The organism is Streptomyces sp. ISL-12 (assembly GCF_018614415.1).
Classification (GTDB): domain Bacteria; phylum Actinomycetota; class Actinomycetes; order Streptomycetales; family Streptomycetaceae; genus Streptomyces.
Genome location: NZ_JAGGOO010000189.1, coordinates 1 through 18,043 on the forward strand (window position 1 = coordinate 1; position 18,043 = coordinate 18,043).

23 protein-coding genes are annotated in these 18,043 nt (G+C 72.5%); 16 read left to right on the plus strand and 7 right to left on the minus strand.

Translation table 11 applies throughout. The features are described 5' to 3' along the window. The first annotated feature begins 314 nt into the window (after positions 1-314). Together J7I94_RS36795 and J7I94_RS36800 are read left to right on the plus strand one after the other, a co-directional pair. Positions 315-770: a hypothetical protein gene (locus J7I94_RS36795; RefSeq protein ID WP_215174550.1), complete on the plus strand. Its 456-nt coding sequence runs from the start codon at positions 315-317 to the stop codon at positions 768-770. Between the two features lie 68 nt (positions 771-838). After that, positions 839-1,438 (plus strand): TetR/AcrR family transcriptional regulator, encoded by a 600-nt coding sequence (locus tag J7I94_RS36800; protein ID WP_215174551.1) that lies wholly within the window; start codon positions 839-841, stop codon positions 1,436-1,438. Between the two features lie 124 nt (positions 1,439-1,562). Here the strand turns inward: J7I94_RS36800 and J7I94_RS36805 are convergent, their stop codons facing one another. Then, on the minus strand, positions 1,563-3,233 hold the full coding sequence (locus J7I94_RS36805; protein ID WP_215174553.1) for a bifunctional 3'-5' exonuclease/DNA polymerase: 1,671 nt from the start codon (positions 3,231-3,233) through the stop codon (positions 1,563-1,565). A 101-nt stretch (positions 3,234-3,334) separates the two neighbouring features. Then, positions 3,335-4,105 carry a Clp protease N-terminal domain-containing protein gene (locus tag J7I94_RS36810; RefSeq protein WP_215174555.1) on the minus strand — a complete coding sequence of 257 codons (771 nt, stop codon included), beginning with the start codon at positions 4,103-4,105 and terminating at the stop codon, positions 3,335-3,337. 210 nt (positions 4,106-4,315) lie between these two features. Here J7I94_RS36810 and J7I94_RS36815 point away from each other — a divergent pair, with 210 nt between their 5' ends. Further along, complete coding sequence (locus J7I94_RS36815) at positions 4,316-5,458, plus strand: DUF2786 domain-containing protein (RefSeq protein WP_251076289.1); 1,143 nt, start codon at positions 4,316-4,318, stop codon at positions 5,456-5,458. A gap of 73 nt (positions 5,459-5,531) precedes the next feature. Here J7I94_RS36815 and J7I94_RS36820 read toward each other — a convergent pair whose 3' ends face one another. Continuing rightward, positions 5,532-6,074 carry a DUF4232 domain-containing protein gene (locus J7I94_RS36820; protein ID WP_215174559.1) on the minus strand — a complete coding sequence of 181 codons (543 nt, stop codon included), beginning with the start codon at positions 6,072-6,074 and terminating at the stop codon, positions 5,532-5,534. A gap of 92 nt (positions 6,075-6,166) precedes the next feature. Next, a complete protein-coding gene (locus J7I94_RS36825; protein ID WP_251076287.1) occupies positions 6,167-6,601 on the minus strand; it encodes a hypothetical protein in 435 nt (144 codons plus the stop codon). Positions 6,602-6,749: 148 nt separating this feature from the next. Between J7I94_RS36825 and J7I94_RS36830 the strand changes: the two genes are divergently transcribed. Further along, positions 6,750-6,959, plus strand: coding sequence for a hypothetical protein (locus J7I94_RS36830; RefSeq protein ID WP_215174585.1), 210 nt, complete (start codon positions 6,750-6,752; stop codon positions 6,957-6,959). 54 nt (positions 6,960-7,013) lie between these two features. Here the strand turns inward: J7I94_RS36830 and rpsN are convergent, their stop codons facing one another. After that, complete coding sequence (rpsN, locus tag J7I94_RS36835) at positions 7,014-7,319, minus strand: 30S ribosomal protein S14 (protein ID WP_215174561.1); 306 nt, start codon at positions 7,317-7,319, stop codon at positions 7,014-7,016. After that, positions 7,319-7,555 carry a 50S ribosomal protein L28 gene (gene rpmB / locus J7I94_RS36840; RefSeq protein WP_215174563.1) on the minus strand — a complete coding sequence of 79 codons (237 nt, stop codon included), beginning with the start codon at positions 7,553-7,555 and terminating at the stop codon, positions 7,319-7,321. Before rpmB ends, rpsN begins: the two co-directional genes overlap by 1 nt. Before the next feature lie 71 nt (positions 7,556-7,626). Between rpmB and rpmG the strand changes: the two genes are divergently transcribed. From rpmG to J7I94_RS36865, 5 genes are all read left to right on the plus strand, one after another. Further along, the gene (rpmG, locus tag J7I94_RS36845) at positions 7,627-7,791 is read left to right on the plus strand and encodes a 50S ribosomal protein L33 (protein ID WP_044382365.1); all 165 of its coding nucleotides are present in this window, start codon (positions 7,627-7,629) and stop codon (positions 7,789-7,791) included. An 8-nt stretch (positions 7,792-7,799) separates the two neighbouring features. Then, positions 7,800-8,057: a type B 50S ribosomal protein L31 gene (locus tag J7I94_RS36850; protein WP_215174565.1), complete on the plus strand. Its 258-nt coding sequence runs from the start codon at positions 7,800-7,802 to the stop codon at positions 8,055-8,057. Then, positions 8,057-9,202, plus strand: coding sequence for a GTP-binding protein (locus tag J7I94_RS36855; RefSeq protein ID WP_215174567.1), 1,146 nt, complete (start codon positions 8,057-8,059; stop codon positions 9,200-9,202). Before J7I94_RS36850 ends, J7I94_RS36855 begins: the two co-directional genes overlap by 1 nt. Before the next feature lie 6 nt (positions 9,203-9,208). Continuing rightward, a complete protein-coding gene (gene rpsR, locus J7I94_RS36860; protein WP_215174569.1) occupies positions 9,209-9,442 on the plus strand; it encodes a 30S ribosomal protein S18 in 234 nt (77 codons plus the stop codon). A gap of 332 nt (positions 9,443-9,774) precedes the next feature. After that, on the plus strand, positions 9,775-10,017 hold the full coding sequence (locus J7I94_RS36865) for a DUF397 domain-containing protein (protein WP_215174570.1): 243 nt from the start codon (positions 9,775-9,777) through the stop codon (positions 10,015-10,017). 156 nt (positions 10,018-10,173) lie between these two features. Here the strand turns inward: J7I94_RS36865 and J7I94_RS36870 are convergent, their stop codons facing one another. Then, positions 10,174-10,656, minus strand: a complete 483-nt coding sequence (locus J7I94_RS36870; RefSeq protein ID WP_251076288.1) for an ATP-binding protein — start codon at positions 10,654-10,656, stop codon at positions 10,174-10,176. A 367-nt stretch (positions 10,657-11,023) separates the two neighbouring features. Between J7I94_RS36870 and J7I94_RS36875 the strand changes: the two genes are divergently transcribed. The 7 genes from J7I94_RS36875 (at position 11,024) to J7I94_RS36905 (ending at position 17,906) form a co-directional block, all read left to right on the plus strand. Continuing rightward, a complete protein-coding gene (locus J7I94_RS36875) occupies positions 11,024-11,848 on the plus strand; it encodes a helix-turn-helix transcriptional regulator (RefSeq protein WP_215174581.1) in 825 nt (274 codons plus the stop codon). 116 nt (positions 11,849-11,964) lie between these two features. Further along, a complete protein-coding gene (locus J7I94_RS36880; protein WP_215174572.1) occupies positions 11,965-13,428 on the plus strand; it encodes an aldehyde dehydrogenase family protein in 1,464 nt (487 codons plus the stop codon). 45 nt (positions 13,429-13,473) lie between these two features. Beyond that, positions 13,474-14,115, plus strand: coding sequence for a PadR family transcriptional regulator (locus J7I94_RS36885; RefSeq protein WP_215174573.1), 642 nt, complete (start codon positions 13,474-13,476; stop codon positions 14,113-14,115). 75 nt (positions 14,116-14,190) lie between these two features. Next, the gene (locus J7I94_RS36890; protein WP_215174574.1) at positions 14,191-15,204 is read left to right on the plus strand and encodes an ATP-binding cassette domain-containing protein; all 1,014 of its coding nucleotides are present in this window, start codon (positions 14,191-14,193) and stop codon (positions 15,202-15,204) included. A 38-nt stretch (positions 15,205-15,242) separates the two neighbouring features. Further along, positions 15,243-15,971, plus strand: coding sequence for an ABC transporter permease (locus tag J7I94_RS36895; protein WP_215174583.1), 729 nt, complete (start codon positions 15,243-15,245; stop codon positions 15,969-15,971). 73 nt (positions 15,972-16,044) lie between these two features. Further along, complete coding sequence (locus J7I94_RS36900) at positions 16,045-16,806, plus strand: MerR family transcriptional regulator (protein WP_215174575.1); 762 nt, start codon at positions 16,045-16,047, stop codon at positions 16,804-16,806. 146 nt (positions 16,807-16,952) lie between these two features. Beyond that, on the plus strand, positions 16,953-17,906 hold the full coding sequence (locus J7I94_RS36905; protein WP_215174577.1) for a DedA family protein: 954 nt from the start codon (positions 16,953-16,955) through the stop codon (positions 17,904-17,906). Positions 17,907-18,043: the final 137 nt, after the last annotated feature.

The following is an 18,043-nucleotide window of genomic DNA, read 5'->3' on the forward strand; positions in this document are numbered from 1 at the left end:
AACCGTTCGCCCGTCGCCCGTCGCCCGTCGCCCGTCGCCCGTCGCCCGTCGCCCGTCGCCCGTCGCCCGTCGCCCGTCGCCCGTCGCCCGTCGCCCGTCGCCCGTCGCCCGTCGCCCGTCGCCATAAGTGTCCAGTCTACCGAGGGACGGCGGGCGGAAATGGGTGTTTTCGCAGGTCGGGGCGGGTACCTTCGCGTCGTCGGGCGACATGGTCCGATCCTAGCGCGCACTGTTCGAAGGCCGCCGGGAGTGATCCACGCCGCACATTCGGCAGGAGCGTGTGGCGGGCCGGGGCCGGTCGCGAGGATGGTGGCATGAGTGACTGGGGAATCGCACTGATCGCCGCCGGATCGGCGATCGCGGGCAGTGTCGTCACCGGCTGGTACGCCCGCAGCGCCGGCCTCCGGCAGGCCGCCGCCGCGCGGCACGCGGGGGACCGGCAGGCGGACGCGCTGCTGGACTCGGTGCGCATGACGCTTCGCGCCGAGTCCGGTCACCGTGAATTCGCCCTGCGTCGCCAGACCTACGCGGAGTTCCTCGGAGCCGCTGAGGTCAGGATCGTCGCCGAGCGGAACGGGCGGGGGCAGGCCGACGAGGATGTCCTGCTGCAGCGCGCCTTGGGCGGGGTGCTGCTGGAAGGCCCGCCGGACGCCGCCGACGCGGCGCAGCGTCTCGTCGACGCTCTGAGGCGCCATGAGCGGCCCGACGAGGTCAAGCGCGCCAAGCTGGCCTTCGTGGCGGTGGCGCAGGAGTGCTGCCGGCCTCGCTGAACCCAGTAGGGTGGGCCCCCGCCCACTCGTCGACGTGGGGGAGGACGACGAGGCGAAGAGGACGCGGCATGCCGACGGGAGTGCACCTGCGGGATCCGCGCGAGCAGCTGTTCGGCGCCGCCGAGCACATCCTGCTCCAGGACGGTCCGGACGCGCTCACCAGCCGCGCGGTGACCGTCCGGGCCGGTTGCGCCAAGGGTGTCCTGCACCGGCACTTCGAGTCGTTCGACGCTTTCCTCGCGGAGTTCGTGCTGGACCGCATCGAGCGGATGCGGCCCCAGGGCGCAGCGCTGCGTGAGGCCGCCGGGACCCGCACCGTGGTCGACAACGTCACCGACGCCGTGATGCGCCTCTTCGGGCCGCTGGCCGTGTCGGTCGTCGCCCTCGTCACCTTCCAGAACCAGGTACGGGCACGGCTGCGCGAGGCGCGGCCGGCCGGGGGCGTCCCGGTGCTCGCCGAGATCGTGGGCATCCTCACCGCCTATCTCGAAGCCGAGCGCGAACGGGGGCGCGTCGCGGCCGACGCCGACGTCGCCGTGCTCGTACCGACCCTGGTCGGGGCGCTGCACCTGCGGTTCGCGGACTCGGACGACACGCCACCCGGGGCCGAGGACGTCCGTGGGATCGTCGCCACGGTCCTCGCCGGGGTGGTGGCGCCGCCGGGCTGAGCCGGGCGCGGGCGGCCGGTGCCGTTCATGCCGCCGTCGGCGGACCGTGCCCGAGGCGGGCGGCCGGGCTCCCCCTGTGTCGCGGCCCGTGCCGGGACGGACGTCCCCTCGGGGCAGGCAGCGCTCACTTCGCGTCCGCGTAACACCCCACCACCGCCGTACTGAACGGAAACCGCACCGGCGTCCGCCCGAACGTCAGCCGTCCCGCCAGGTCCGCGGCCTCCCGTATCGCGGTGACGACCACGTCGGCTTCGTCGTCCGGGCAGTGCACGATCACCTCGTCGTGCTGGAAGAAGACCAGCTCGGCGGAGAGCCCCGCGCAGGTCTGCCGCAACGCGGCCAGCATCAGCAGGGCCCAGTCGGCGGCGCTGCCCTGGACGACGAAGTTGCGGGCGAAGCGGCCCCGGGCCCGGGCGCCGGACGTCTCGCCGGGCCGGCTCCCCGGCGGCTCGTCCTGGGGAAGGCCGGCCTCACCGGTGCCGTCGTCGCCCGTCCGGGCCGCCGGCGGGCAGGTGCGGCCCAGCCAGGTGCGGACGAGGCGGCCCTCCTCGCCCGCGCGGGCGGCGTCGTCGACGTAGGCCACGGCGCGCGGGAAGCGGCGTCTGAGCGCGGCCAGGTTCTTCAGGCCGTCGCCGGAGGTCTGGCCGTACACCGCGCCGAGCACCGCCAGCTTGGCCTGGGCGCGGTCGCCGGAGAAGGCGCGGTCGGAGACGGACTGGTAGAGGTCGGTCGGGTGGGAGGCGACCTCCATCAGGCCGGGGTCGCGGGAGATCGCGGCCAGCACGCGCGGTTCCATCTGGTCGGCGTCGGCGACCACCAGCCGCCAGCCCGGGTCGGCGACCACGGCCCGCCGGATGACCTTGGGGATCTGCAGGGCGCCGCCGCCGTTGGTGACCCAGCGGCCGGTGACCGTGCCGCCGGCCTGGAACTCGGGGCGGAAGCGGCCGTCGCGCACCCAGTCCTGGAGCCAGGACCAGCCGTGGGCGACCCAGACGCGGTACAGCCTCTTGTACTCGATCAGCGGCTTCACGGCCGGGTGGTCGAGGGACTCCAGCTCCCAGCGGCGGGTGGAGCGGACCTTGATGCCGGCCCCCGCGAACGCCTTGACGACGTCGGCGGGCAGGTCGGGCCGGACCCGGCGCCCGAAGGCGGCGGAGACCTCGTCGGCCAGCTTGGCCAGCCGGCGCGGCTCGCCGCCGCCCGCGTACCGCTCGCCCAGCAGGTCGCGCAGCACCTCGCGGTGCACGTCGGCCCGCCAGGGCAGCCCGGACCGGTTCATCTCGGCGGCCACCAGCATCCCCGCCGACTCGCTCGCGGTCAGCAGCCGCATCCGGTCCGGGTGCTCGGCGCGGTCGTGCCGTCGCTGCTGGTCGGCGTAGACGGCGGCCAGGTCGGGGAGGGGGAGGTGGACGCCCCGGGGTTCGAAGAGGGGGGACTGGGCGCCCGGCGCGGCGGGGCGCTGGGGCGGGTCGGGGGGTACGGGACCGCCGCGCAGTCTGGCCAGGGCGGCGGCGGCCGACCTCGGTTCGCCGAAGCGGCCCTCGTGGCCGAGGAGCAGGGTCTCGGCGTCCTCGATGTCGTAGCACCGCTCCACCCGGATCCCGGCGGCGAGCAGCCGCGGGTAGAGCTCGGCGGTGGAACGCCACACCCACCGGCCCACGTCCGGGCGGGCCCGCACCGCCTCGGCGGCGTCCGCCTCCCGCCGTACCGGACCGGCGGGCAGCCCGTCGGGGCCGAGGGGGGCGACGTCCGCACCACCGTCCTCGGCCACCGCGAGCATCCACCGGTCGGCCATGGAACGAGTCTCGCAGCAGGGTCTGACAACGGGCCGCTCCCCGGGGCGGGACGCCGGGGCCGCGCTGGTTGTCCGCCGGTTGTCCGCCGGTCGTCCGCCGGTCAGGCCCCCGTCGCCTCGGCCGCGGGGGCGTCCCCTTCCCCCTCCCCCTTCTCCTCGGTGATGAACTCGGCCAGCGCCTCGGTGACGAACCGCTCCGTCGCCTCCTTGGTGAGGCCGAGGCCGCTGAGGACCCCGTCGCCGTTCTCGTGCTCCAGCAGGGCCAGGAGGATGTGCTCGGTGCCGATGTAGTTGTGGCCGAGGCGGAGGGCCTCGCGGAAGGTGAGTTCCAGGGCCTTCTTGGCGGCCGGGCCGTACGGCACGAGTTCCGGGACCTCGTCGGCGGCCGGCGGGAGCGCGGCGAGGGCCGCCTCGCGGACGGCGTCCGGCGTCACGCCCTGCGCGGCGATCGCCCGCACGGCGAAGCCCTCCGGCTCGGCGAGCAGGCCGAGGACGAGGTGTTCGGGCACGCCCTCGGCGTTGCGGGCGTTCTTGGCCTCGTTGTGCGCGGCCATCACCGTGTTCTGCGCGCGGGGCGTGTAGCGGCTGAAGCCCTCGCTCGCGTCCGGGCCCGTGGACTCCTTCGGCACGAAGCGCTTCTGGGCCGCCTGCCGGGTGACGCCCATCCGCCGGCCGATGTCCGTCCAGGACGCGCCCGAACGCCGGGCCTGGTCGACGAAGTGGCCGATCAGATGATCGGCGACCTCCCCGAGGTGCTCCCCGGCGAGAACGGCGTCCTGGAGCTGTTCCAGGGGCTCGGCGTGGACCTTCTTGATGGCGGCGATCAGGTCGTCGAGACGTACGGATGCCGTGATGTTCGGGTTCGTCGTCATGTGTCAACCGTAGGTTGCGCCCCTGTGAGTGTCAACCGTCGGTTGACAGTCTCGTGCGCGGAGGAAGGGGAGGAAGGAAAACGGCGGTCATGACACCATCGCCGGGTGAGCAACCCCGGCGCATCCAGCAACCCCGGCACGTCCAGCGCCTCCGGAGCCGTCGGCGCTCCCGGAGCCCCCGGCACCGTCGACCGCGCCTTCCGGACCGCCCTGTACGACACCGACGACGCCGCCCTCGACACGGCGGCCTCCCTGCTCGCGGCCGACCCGGCGGCCGACGCCGAACTGGCCCGGCGCGGCGAGGAGTTCGTGGCCGGCGCCTGGCGGCGCGGCTGGCAGCCCGCCGACGTCGTACGCGTCGTACGGCGGGAACTCGGGGACCCGCACCTGCGGCTGGCCGCCGACCTGATCCGGGCGCAGGCGGCGTACGACCGTCCGCGCGGCCCGCGCTGGGCCGCTCAGCTCGACGGACTCCCCGCCGGACCGGCCACGCACCCGGCGGACCGCGGCGACCGCTTCTCGCGCGCCACCACCGTCCTGGAGCTGTACCGCCTGCTGCTGCGCCTGCCCCACCTGGAGCCGCTGGACGAGCCCGGTACGCGGTCCCCCGGAGGACATCCCGGAGAACACCCCGGAGCGCATCCCGGAGGGCACGAGGGACACCCCGGAGCCCGCCCCGCGTCACGCGCCCTCGCCCGCATCCGCGCGCTGCTGGCCAAGGCGGAGGCGACCGGGTACCCGGAGGAGGCCGAGGCCCTGAGCGCCAAGGCGCAGGAGCTGATGGCCCGGCACAGCATCGACGAGGCGCTGCTGGCGGCCCGCGCGCCCGCGCCCGACACCCCGGGGGCCTGCCGGATCGGGGTGGAGCCGCCGTACGAGCAGGCCAAGGCGGTACTGCTGGACGCGGTGGCCGCCGCCAACCACTGCCGCGCGGTGTGGAACGAGGCCCTCGGTTTCTCCACCGTGGTCGGCTTCGAGACCGACCTCGCGGCGGTCGAGCTGCTGCACACGTCGTTGCTCGTGCAGGCCGAGACGGCCATGACCCGGGCGGAGGCCGCCCAGCGGGCCGGCGGCCGGAAACGGACCAAGACGTTCCGTCAGTCGTTCCTGGCGGCCTACGCGCACCGCGTGGGCACCCGGCTGCGGGAAGCCGCCGAAGCCCCGGTCAGCGAGGACGAGAGCCTGCTGCCCGTGCTCGCCTCCCGCGAGGTCGCGGTGACCGGCCGCCTGGAGCGGATGTTCCCGGAGACGACCACCACCCGGTTGCGGGGCGTCTCCGACGAGGCGGGCTGGACGGAGGGCGTCCGCGCGGCCGACCGGGCCCGGGTCGGACGCCGTCGCCCGCTGCCTTGACGGTCCCGTCCGGACGGCGGACGCCGTCGTCCGCTGCCCTGACGGTCCCGTCCGGACGCCCGCTTCAGCCGATTCAGTCGCCCATCTGCTGGAACGCGCTCACCGTCGCGTCCGGTCCGTCCTCGCCGTCCCCACCGTCCCCGCCGTCCTTCGTCGCGACGGCGCCGTACGACCAGGGGATGTCCTGCGTGGCGGAGGCGCCGGGCAGGGCGAAGCGCGCCGTACGGACGTCCAGGCTCGCGCCGTCCTCCTCCCCGCGCACGTAGGTGATGGTGAAGGAGGCGGCGGCGCCCTTGGCCAAGGTCAGCCGCCGCGCCGAGGCGCCCTCTTCCTTGCCGGTCTCCTTGGAGGCGCCGTCCACGAGGAGCGTCACGGTCGGGAAGCCTTCGAGTACGCACTCGGCGCCGCGGTTGGTCAGGGTGACGGTGACGGTGCCGGTGTCCCCGGCGGCCGGCGCGGGGCTCGCGGCGATCTCCGTGCCCGACCCGCCGATCCGGCAGGCGGAGCTGTCACCGCTCTCGTCGGTGCCGCCGCCCTCGTCGGAGCAGGAGGTCAGGAGGAGCGCCGCGGCGACGGAGGCGGCGGCGAGGGCGACGGTCGGCCGGGTGGCGCGCATGAACGGGTCCTCTGGAGACGGGTGGTGAACGGGTTCCCGGCGGTCGCCGGGGGAGGGACAGGGGTCAGCAGAGATTACCGGCCCGGCCCGGCTCAGGAACCCAGCCCCTCCGTCGGCAGCCCGCTCGGCAGCCTGGCGCCCTCGGCCTTGAGGTACGTCTCCGTCCCCAGGCGGCCCGACCAGTCGACCTCCAGGGTCGAGCCGTCGACCGACTCGACCGTTCCGGACGCCCGGTCGTCGGTCCCGTCGGTGCAGGAGAGCCGGATCGTGAGGGTGCCGCCGGACCCGCGCACGTCACCGCTGCACACGGTCCCGCCCGTGGCGAAGAGACCGGCCTGCTTCCCGGTGACCACCAGGGCGACCGCCTTGCCGCCGGCGGTGGCCAGCCAACTGCCCTCCAGGTCGGCGACGGCAGGGACACCGGTGGACGCCGAAGCCCCGGTGCCGTCCCCGCTGCCGCCACCGGAAGACGCCGATGCCCGTGCCGACGCCGGTGCGGACGGAGACGCGGATGCGGGTGCGGACACGGACGCGGACGCGAGCGTCGACGCGGAGGGAGCCGCGGACGCCAAGGGGGACGCGGACGGGGAGGAGGACACGGGGGCGGACGCGGACGCGCTCGTACTCGCGCCTCCCGCCGCCCCGTCGTCCGAACCGCCGCCGTCACCGCACCCGGTGAGCACCAGCACGCCCACGACCCCGGCGGCCGCCGCCGTACCCCGCAGCCGCCCGCGCCCCCGCCGACGTGAAGGACAGTCGCCCCTCACCCTGACCGCCGTACTCGCCGTACTCGCCGTACTCGCCGTACTCGCCGTACGCGACGCACTCGCCCTACCGTCCACAGTCACCCATGTCATCCATGTCACCGGAAGCTCCAAGCTGTAGCGGACGGCCGGGACGGCGCGGGACGGCCGGGGGCGCCCCACGACACGCCGCAAGCTACCAGGACGACTTGCGGACCCCGGGCAGATGTCCGGCGTGCGCCTGTTCGCGCAGCGAGACGCGGGAGAGCCCGAACGTACGGAAGTAGCCGCGCGGGCGTCCGTCGGTCTGGTCGCGGTTGCGGACGCGGGTGGCGCTGGCGTCCCGGGGCTGGCGGCGCAGCTCCCGCTGGGCGGCGAGGCGTTCGGCGTCGGTGGAGGACGGGCGGCGGATGATCTCCTTCAGCTCGGCGCGCCGCGCGGCGTACCGGGCGACGGTCTCCTGGCGCTGCTCGTTCTTCGCGATCTTGCTCTTCTTCGCCATCAGACCTTCACTCCCCGGGCGCGGATCCGGGCCACGGCCGCCTCGACGCCGATCGTGTCGACGGTCTTGATCGCCTTGGTGCTCAGCCGCAGCCGTACGTGCCGGTTCTCGCTCGGCAGCCAGTACCGCTTGGTCTGGATGTTGGGGTCGAAGCGGCGCGAGGTGCGCCGGTGGGAGTGGGAGATGCGGTTGCCGAAGCCGGGCTGGGCGCCGGTCAGCATGCAGTGCGCGGACACGGTGACGTACCTCTCGGTCAGTCCTGACGGACACGACTGTTAATGGAATTCATTTTCAGTAAGATAGCAGCATGGCACGCAACGAACTCCGCCCGGTCATCAAGCTGCGGTCCACCGCGGGGACCGGCTTCACCTACGTCACCCGCAAGAACCGCCGCAACGACCCCGACCGGCTGACCCTGCGCAAGTACGACCCCGTCGCCGGCCGCCACGTCGACTTCCGAGAGGAGCGCTGAGCACCGCCATGCGCAAGGGAATCCACCCCGAGTACCGCCCGGTCGTCTTCCGCGACCGTGCCGCCGACTACGCCTTCCTCACCCGGTCCACCATGACCAGCGAGAAGACGATCGAGTGGGAGGACGGGCACACCTACCCCGTCGTCGACGTCGAGATCTCCAACGTCAGCCACCCCTTCTACACCGGCACCGCCCGCGTCCTGGACACCGCCGGACGCGTGGAGCGCTTCGAGCGCCGGTACGGCCGGACCGGAAAGCAGGGCTGATGCCGCCCGTAGTGATCGTCGGCGGACTGCACTCCGACGCCCGCCAGGCCGCCGTGGCCCGGCTGCTGGCCGACGTCCCCGGCAGCGTCGTCCTCCACCACGACCTGGCGACCGCCACCGCGGGTACGGTCGTCCGCACGGTCCGGGACGCCACCGGCCTGCTGTCCGCCGGGGAGGCGCCGCTGGTCAACGACTGCGCCTGCTGCGCCCTGCGCGAGGACCTGGTCCCCGAGCTGGAGCGGCTCGCGGACGCCGGGACCGTCCCGCTGGCCGTCGTCGAGCTGTGGGACTCCGTCGAGCCCAAGGCGATGGCCGAGGTGGTGACGGCCGGCGGCTTCACCGTCACCGGCGTGATCACCGCCGTCGACCCGGCGCTGGTGCTGCCGTACCTCGGCAACGGCGACGACCTCGCCGAGGGCGGCCTCGCCGCGGCCGCCACCGACCAGCGCACGGTCGCCGACACCTTCGCGCGGCAGCTGGAGTACGCCCCCGTCCTGGCCGTCGTCGACTCCCCGGAGGCCGACGACGAGGACCGCGAGCTGCTGGCGCAGCTCCACCCGACCGCCCGCCAGGTCCCCATCGGCCACGGTGACCTGGCGGGCTCCGCCCCGGACCTGGCGCGGGCCGCGCTCGCCGGGTTCGACGTGGAGGCCGCGGCGGCGGCCCAGCACCCGGCCTGCGCCCTGCTGCCCGCCGAGGCCGACGCGCACGGCGTCACGACCCTGGTGTGGCACCGGCGCCGGCCCTTCCACCCGGAGCGGCTGTACGCCGCGCTGGAGGACCTGACCTGCGCCGCGGCCCGCAGCCGGGGCCGGTTCTGGCTGGCCGACAAGCCGGACACGCTGCTGCACTGGGACGCCGCGGGCGGGGCCCTGTGCGTGGAGGGGGCGGGCCCGTGGCTCGCCTCGCTGCCGGACGCGGCCTGGGAGATGGTGCCGCCCGTACGCCGGGCCGCCGCCGCCCTCGACTGGCACCCCGAGCACGGCGACCGCTGCCAGCACCTCGTCTTCACCTCACCCGGCCTCGACCGGGACGGCCTGGCGCGGCTGCTGGAGTCCTGCCTGCTCACCGACGCCGAGTACGCCGCCGGACCGGGCGCCTGGAAGCGGCTGCCGTCCGGCTTCGACACCCTCCTGGAGGTCTGAACCGCCGTGCCCCGCAAGAGCGACCGCAAGCCCCTCAAGTCCCGCCCGAACCCCCTGGACCAGGCGGGGATCACCTACATCGACTACAAGGACGTCGATCTGCTCCGGAAGTTCATCTCCGACCGCGGCAAGATCCGCAGCCGCCGGGTCACCCGCGTCACGTCCCAGCAGCAGCGGCAGCTCGCCGCGGCGATCAAGAACGCGCGAGAGATGGCGCTGCTGCCCTACGCCAGTCGCTGACGCCAGTCGCTGACGCCGGCCGCTGACGCCGGCCGCTGGTACCGGTCGCTGACACCGGTCACTGGCGCCGTCACCGGTCACTCCGTTCACATGTGGGACCCGCCTGGTCAGGCGGGTCCCACATGTTGTTGCATGATCAACGAAAGTCGGGGCAGACGCGGGAACGACCGGTCGCGGCCCGGCGTCCCACAGGACGGGGCTGTAACCGAGAGGACCCCGCGTGCACGTGCATTTGCGCATGCAGATGCACGTGAACAAGGTTATGATCCGCATCAGTTGACCAATGCATCAATGGCCACACCAGCCACTAGTGCGACACCGGGGAGCGGCCTGTGAACCACGACGTGTACAACGGCATCGCCGCTACGCAACTGCACGGAGTGGCCTGGCAGAAGAGCCGGCACAGCAACTCGCAGGGGTCCTGCGTGGAGTTCGCACTGCTGCCCGGCGGGGACGTCGCCGTGCGCAACTCCCGCTTCCCCGACGGCCCGGCGCTGGTCTACACGCGCGCCGAGATCGAGGCGATGCTACTGGGCGTCAAGGACGGGGAGTTCGACCACCTGGTCGCGGGCTGACCGCCCCGCACGGCTGACCGCACCTCGTGTGCGGCCCGCCCCTCGTACCCGGCCCGCACCGCATTACGAGGCCCACGCCGTATCCGCGTAGCGCACTGTAAGCGCGGCCCGCCGTGACGCGCGTAGAAACGCGGCGCGGCGAAGGGACGCGGCGGATCACTCGGCCGGCGGGTCCGGCAGCCGGAACAGCGCCCAGACCACCTTGCCGTGCAGCGTGCCCGCCAGCGGGTACCAGCCCCAGCCGTCGCTGAAGGACTCGACGAGGAACAGTCCGCGGCCGGACTCCGCCGCGAAGTCCTCCGTCTCCCGGGCCACCGGGCTGTCGTGGCTGGGATCGCGCACCGCGCACACCAGCCGCTCGGTCCACCGCATCAGATGCAGCCGCACCTGCCCGTGCCCGTCCGCCTGCTGCGTGCCGCAGGGCGGCAGAGCGTGCCGCAGGGCGTTGGTGACGAGTTCGGAGACCACCAGGCAGATGTCGTCGAACCGGTCGCCCGTGTGCCAGCCGTCGAGGGTGCGGCGGGTGAACCGGCGGGCCTCGCGCACCGCTTCGTAGCGGGGCGGCAGGGCGCAGGAGGCGGCGCTGGAGACGTGGGCGGGGTCCAGCGGCGGAAGGCCCTGCCTCAACGGCTCGAGCATGGTCGATCCATTCGTCCCCATGCGAGGCACTCCCGGGAGTTCGCGGTCGTAGCGATGCGGCGCGGTGGTGCGGCACCATGGTTTCGGATGCGTAGGGCAGATGCAAGGGCAGATGCACGTGCACGTGACCGAAATGGACCTGCCCGTACCGCTTGTTGGTCAAATTTTCTGCCATCTTCACCTCTCATCCTGGGTGTCGCCTCCGCAACTCCTTGCCATTACCTGTGCGTTTTCTTGGTCAGGTCTCCGTTTCCGTAATCGGACGAGTACTGCTCGGAGTGTTTTAGTGGCAGACTTCGGCCTCTGAAGACGGTTGGGGAGGCTGGCGAACGTGAGCGCGGGAGAGCCCGGATCGGTGGTGCGGCGCATGCTGCTCGGATCACAACTCAGGCGACTGCGTGAGGCGCGGGGGATCACGCGGGAGGCGGCGGGGTACTCGATCCGCGCCTCGGAATCGAAGATCAGCCGCATGGAGCTGGGCCGGGTGAGCTTCAAGACACGCGATGTGGAAGACCTGTTGACGCTGTACGGCATCACCGACGAGCAGGAGCGGGCCTCCCTCCTGTCGCTGGCCAAGGAGGCCAACGTCGCGGGCTGGTGGCACAGTTACTCGGACGTGCTGCCCAGCTGGTTCCCCACCTACGTGGGGCTGGAGGGCGCCGCCTCCGTCATCCGCGTGTACGAGGTGCAGTTCGTGCACGGGCTGCTGCAGACGCCGGAGTACGCGCGCGCGGTGGTGCGCCGCGGGGCACGCGGTGCGAGCGAGGAGGACGTCGAGCGCCGGGTGACGCTGCGCCTGGAGCGCCAGAAGTACCTGGTGGCCGAGAACGCGCCGCAGTTCCACATCGTCCTGGACGAGGCCGCGCTGCGCCGCCCCTACGGCGACCGCGAGGTGATGCGCGGCCAGCTCCAGCACCTGATCGACATGTCCGAGCGCCCCAACATCCGCCTCCAGGTGATGCCGTTCGGCTTCGGCGGCCACTCCGGCGAGTCCGGCGCCTTCACGCTGCTCAGCTTCCCCGAGTCGGACCTCTCCGACGTGGTCTACCTGGAGCAGCTCACCAGCGCGCTGTACCTGGACAAGCCCGAGGACGTCGCCCAGTACGAGAAGGCGATCGAGGAGCTGCAGCGGGACAGCCCCGGGCCGGACGAGAGCCGCGACGCACTGCGCGGGCTGCTCCAGCTCTCCTGATGCCGAAAGGCAGCGCCAACTCCCTTTACCCCTAAGTAGGATGACGCGCGGACGTTCCGTGAAGACGCACGGTCGCCGGCTCCGCCTGCCCCGGCAGCAAGGGATTGAGGGATCACATGTCGTCGTCGTACTTCACCGACCTGGCGCAGCAGTACATCGACGGTGAGTGGCGCTCCGGTTCCGGCTCCTGGGACATCATCGACTTCAACCCGTACGACGACGCCAAGCTCGCCTCGATCACGATAGCCACCACCGACGAGGTCGACGCCGCCTACCGGGCGGCCGAGCGCGCCCAGCGGGAGTGGGCGGCGACCAACCCGTACGCCCGCCGCGCGGTGTTCGAGAAGGCGCTGCGGATCGTGGAGGAGCGCGAGGGCGAGATAGCCGAGGCGATCATCGCCGAGCTGGGCGGCACCCGGACCAAGGCCGGCTTCGAACTGCACCTCGCCAAGGAGTTCCTGCGCGAGGCGGTCCACTTGGCGCTGCGCCCCGAGGGCCGCATCCTGCCCTCCCCGACGGAGGGCAAGGAGAACCGCGTCTACCGCGTCCCGGTCGGCGTCGTGGGCGTCATCAGCCCCTTCAACTTCCCCTTCCTGCTCTCCCTCAAGTCGGTCGCCCCCGCCCTCGCCCTCGGCAACGGCGTCGTTCTCAAGCCGCACCAGAACACCCCGGTCGTCGGCGGCACCCTGATCGCGAAGATCTTCGAGGACGCCGGTCTGCCCGGCGGACTGCTCAACGTCGTCGTCACGGACATAGCGGAGATCGGCGACGCCTTCCTGGAACACCCGGTCCCCAAGGTCATCTCCTTCACCGGCTCCGACGCGGTCGGCCGCCACGTCGCCACCGTCTGCGCCGCGCACTTCAAGCGCTCCGTCCTCGAACTGGGCGGCAACAGCGCCCTGGTGGTCCTCGACGACGCGGACCTCGACTACGCCGTCGACGCGGCCGTCTTCAGCCGCTACGTCCACCAGGGCCAGGTCTGCATGGCCGCCAACCGGGTCCTGGTCGACGCGTCGGTCGCCGAGGAGTTCACGGCGAAGTTCGTCGCCAAGGTGAAGACCCTCAAGGCCGGCGACCCGAGCGACCCCGAGACCGTCATCGGCCCGCTGATCAACTCCCGCCAGGCGGACACCGTCGCCGGCGTCGTGGAGCAGGCCCTCGCCCAGGGCGCGACGGCCCTGGTGCGCGGCGGGCGCACCGCCAACCTGGTCGAGCCGTCCGTGCTCACCGGCGTCCCCGCCGACTCGGCCCTGCTCCGCCAGGAGGTCTTCGGCCCGGTCGCCTTCGTCATCCCCTTCGACGGCGAGGAGGAGGCGGTACGCCTGGTCAACGACACCCCGTACGGCCTCAGCGGCGCCGTGCACACCGGCGACGTGGAGCGGGGCGTGGCGTTCGCCAAGCGGATCGACGCCGGGATGTTCCACGTGAACGACGGGACCGTGCACGACGAGCCGATCGTGCCGTTCGGCGGCGAGAAGCACTCGGGCCTCGGCCGGCTCAACGGCGACACCATGCTGGACGCCTTCACCACCCACAAGTGGATCTCGGTGCAGCACGGCCGGAGCGGGTTCCCGTTCTGAGGACCGGAGCCCGGCCCGGCTCCGCGCCCGCCTAACCTGGACCCCATGTCAGTGATCCGTCTCCTCGTGCTGGGCGCGGTGCGCCAGCACGGGCGGGCCCACGGCTACCAGGTCCGCAACGACCTGGAGTACTGGGGCGCGCACGAGTGGTCCAACGCCAAGCCCGGCTCGATCTACCACGCCCTGAAGCAGATGGCGAAACAGGGACTGCTGCTCGCGCACGAGACGGCCCCGTCCACCGCGGGCGGCCCGCCGCGCACCGAGTACGAGATCACCGAAGAGGGCACGCGGGAGTACTTCTCCCTGCTGCGGCAGTCCCTCACCGCCTACGACCAGAAGCCGGACGTGCTCTCCGCCGGGCTGGGCCTCATGGTCGACCTGCGCCGCGAGGAGGTCCTGGAGCTGCTCCAGGAGCGGCTGCGGGCCATCGGGGCGTGGCGGAAGGCCGTCACCGAGTACTACACGCCCGAGGAGGGCCCGCAGCAGCTCGGCCACATCGGCGAGATCATGAACATGTGGGTCGACTCCGCCGACACCGGCGCCCGCTGGACCCGCGGCCTCGTCGAGCGCATCCGCGGCGGCGCCTACACCTTCGCGGGCGAGGGCGAACCGTTCGTCGGCGTGCTGCGCGAGGGCGAGCCGAACCCGTACGGGACGGGTGAGCCGCACCCGGAGGACGCGCACTAATCAAGTTTGACGAGTCTGGAGGTCCCGGGGTACTTTCGTCTCCCAGTAGTCAAGATTGACTAGCGAAGGGGTCCCATGGCCGACGCCGCGATCACCGTCGAAGGAGCACGCAAGAGGTACGGCACCAAACCCGCGCTGGACGGCCTCGACCTGACCGTCGGGCGCGGCACGGTGCACGGGATGCTCGGCCCCAACGGCGCGGGCAAGACGACCCTGGTACGCGTCCTGGCCACCCTGCTGCGGCCCGACGCGGGCCGCGTCGAGGTCGCCGGGCACGACGTGGTCACCGAGGCGTACGCCGTCCGGCGGCGCATCGGCCTGCTCGGCCAGCACGCCGCCCTGGACGAGGAACTGAGCGGCCGGCAGAACCTGGAACTGTTCGGCCGCCTCCACCACCTGGGCGCCGAGCGGGCACGCGCGCGTGCCGGTGAACTGCTGGCCCGCTTCGGCCTCACCGACACCGGGCGCAAACCGGTCAGCGCCTACAGCGGCGGCATGCGCCGCCGGCTGGACCTGGCCGTCTCCCTGATCACCGACCCCCACGTGCTCTTCCTGGACGAACCGACCACCGGCCTCGATCCCCGGGGCCGCGCCGAGGTGTGGGAGTCGGTCCGCTCCCTGGCCGACGGTGGTACGACGGTGCTGCTGACCACGCAGTACCTGGAGGAGGCCGACCAGCTCGCCGACCGCGTGTCGGTGGTGGACGCCGGCCGGGTGGTCGCCGACGGCACCGCCGACGAGCTGAAGGCGGCGATCGGCGGCGACCGCGTCGACGTCGTCCTGCGCGACGCCGGGCGGCTCTCCGAGGCCGCCGTCCTCCTCCCGCTCACCGGCGTCCGCACCGACGCCGACCGCCGGCTGCTCAGCGCCCCGGTCACCGACCGGATGGCGGCGCTCACCGGCGTCGTACGGGCCCTGGAGGACGCCGGCATCGAGGCGGAGGACGTGGCGCTGCGCCGCCCCACGCTCGACGAGGTGTTCCTGCACCTGACGGGAACCACCGAGAAGACCAGCGACAAGACAAGCGAGAAGAGCAGCGACAAGACAAGCGAGAAGACCACCGAGAAGACCGCCGAGGAGGCCGCGTGAGCACCCCCGGGACCTACGTCCTGACCGACTCCTGGACCATGACCCGCCGCGAGCTGGACCACTGGGCCCGCCGGCCCGTGCCGGTCCTCGTCGGCCTGCTGTTCCCCGTCATGCTGCTGCTGATGTTCGGCTACCTGGTCGGCGGCGGCCGGGGCGTGACGGGCGACTACGTCGACTACCTGGTCCCCGGCATGCTCGCCCTCACCATGGCGTTCGGCCTGGAGGGCACGATGGTCGCCGTCACCCAGGACCTGAACAAGGGCGTCATCGACCGGTTCCGCGCGATGCCCATGGCCGACGGGGCCGTCCTGGTGGGCCGCGCGGTCGCCGACATGCTCCAGTCGGCGCTCGGCCTCGCCGTACTGATCGCCGTCGGGTACGGGCTCGGCTGGCGGGCCGACGGCACCCCCGGCGCGTTCCTGGGCGCCGTCGGTCTCCTTCTCCTCTTCCGGTTCGCGATGCTGTGGATCGGCATCCACCTCGCCCTGGTCGCCGGGAGACCCGAGATGGTCTCGGCGGTGCAGATCCTGGTCTGGCCCGTCGGCTTCCTCTCCAACGCCTTCGCCACCCCGGACGCCATGCCCGGCTGGCTGGGCACCATCGTCCGGTACAACCCCATGTCGCACACCGCCACGGCCGTACGCGACCTGTTCGGCGGCCCCGGCGGCGAACCCGGCCACGTCCGGGCGGCCGTGCTGTGGCCGCTCGCCCTGCTCGCGGTGTTCGTCCCGCTGGCGGTGCGCAGATTCGGCAGGCTGAGCCACTGAACCCCGCACCGGGCTTGCACCTCACGCCACGTGAGGAGGCAGCGTGGTCGGCGTCGGAAGAAGGGAGCGGGAGTTGAGCTACTCCGTGGGACAGGTGGCCGGCTTCGCCGGAGTGACGGTGCGCACGCTGCACCACTACGACGACATCGGCCTGCTCGCGCCCAGCGAGCGCAGCCGCGCGGGCCACCGGCGCTACAGCGACGCCGACCTCGACCGGCTGCAGCGCATCCTGTTCTACCGGGAACTCGGCTTCCCGCTCCACGAGGTCGCCGCCCTCCTCGACGATCCGGACACGGACCCGCGCGCGCACCTGCGCCGGCAGCACGAACTGCTGACCGCCCGGATCGAGAAGCTGCGGAAGATGGCGGCGGCCGTGGAGCAGGCCATGGAGGCACGCAGGATGGGCATCAACCTCACCCCCGAGGAGCGGTTCGAGGTCTTCGGGGACAAGGACCCGGAACAGTACGCCGACGAGGCGGAGGCCCGCTGGGGCGGCACGGAGGCGTACGCCGAGTCGCAGCGCCGGGCCGCGCGCTACACCAAGGAGGACTGGCAGCGGCTGATGGCCGAGGCGACCGACTGGAGCGAGCGCTACGCCGCGCTCATGGCGGCCGGTGAGCCGCCGTCCGGCGAGGCCGCCATGGCCCTGGCGGAGGAGCACCGGCAGCACATCGGCACCTGGTACTACGACTGTCCCTACGAGATGCACCGCTGCCTCGCCGAGATGTACGTGGCGGACGAGCGCTTCAAGGCGTTCTACGATGCGATGCGCCCCGGCCTCGCCGAGCACCTCAAGGACGCGATCATGGCCAACGCGGACCGCCGCGCCGGGTGACCCCGGCGGCTCACAGCTCGGTCCGAGGGTGGCCACAGTGCATCCTGGCTCCACCGGTGGAACCTGGGGTGGGCACAAGGCGTTGATAGCTTTGTGCGGTCGTACCCGAACGCCTCACCGCCCTCATCCCTCAGGAGCCCGGAACCGTGACGACGCTTGCCCTCGGCCCGAGCTGGCTGGATCCGAACTATCTCCTCGACACGTTCGGCATCTGGGGCCTGCTCCTCATCGTCTTCGCCGAGTCGGGCCTGCTCATCGGGTTCTTCCTGCCGGGCGACTCGCTGCTGTTCACCGCGGGACTGCTCATCACCTCCAAGCAGCTCGACTTCCCGCTGTGGGGGGCGATCGCGCTGATCTGCGTCGCCGCGATCCTCGGCGACCAGGCCGGCTACATGTTCGGCAAGAAGGTCGGACCGTCCCTGTTCAAGCGCCCGGACTCCCGGCTGTTCAAGCAGGAGAACGTCACCAAGGCGCACGAGTTCTTCGAGAAGTACGGCCCCAAGTCCCTGGTCCTGGCCCGCTTCGTGCCCGTCGTGCGCACGTTCACGCCGATCATCGCCGGCGTCAGCGGGATGCGGTACCGCTCGTTCCTGATCTTCAACGTGATCGGCGGCGTCCTGTGGGGCGCGGGCGTCACCCTGCTGGGCTCCTGGCTGGGCGGCATCGACTTCGTCAAGGAGAACATCGAGGCGATCCTCATCCTGATCGTCCTGGTCTCCGTCGTCCCGATCGCGATCGAGTTCCTGCGCGCCCGCTCCAAGAACAGGAAGAACCCGCCGCAGCCCCCGCAGGCTCCCCAGACCCCGCAGCACTACGAGTCCCCGGTCATGGACGACGCCACCACCCAGCTCCGCCGCGTCCCCCCGGCCGACCAGCCCCCGCAGCAGCAGTACTACGGGAACCCGAACCCCAACCCCAACCAGCAGCCGTACGCCCAGCAGCCGCAGCAGCCGCAGCAGCCGCACGGGCAGCAGTACCCGCAGCACCCGCACCCGCAGCAGCCGTACGCCCAGCAGTACCCGCAGCAGCAGTACCCGCAGGGCTACGGTCAGCAGCAGTACCCCCAGAACGAACAGAACCCGTACAACCAGGGGTACTGAACCGCCTGGAAGAGCGGCGCGGGGCGCGCCTAGGGCCTGTCGTTTGGATCAGGACGCAGGACACCGGCGGGACTTGTCCATGCCGGTGAGCGGGGTCTGGTGCGTGCAGCTGCAAGGCGGAGGAGGGAGTCGACGCG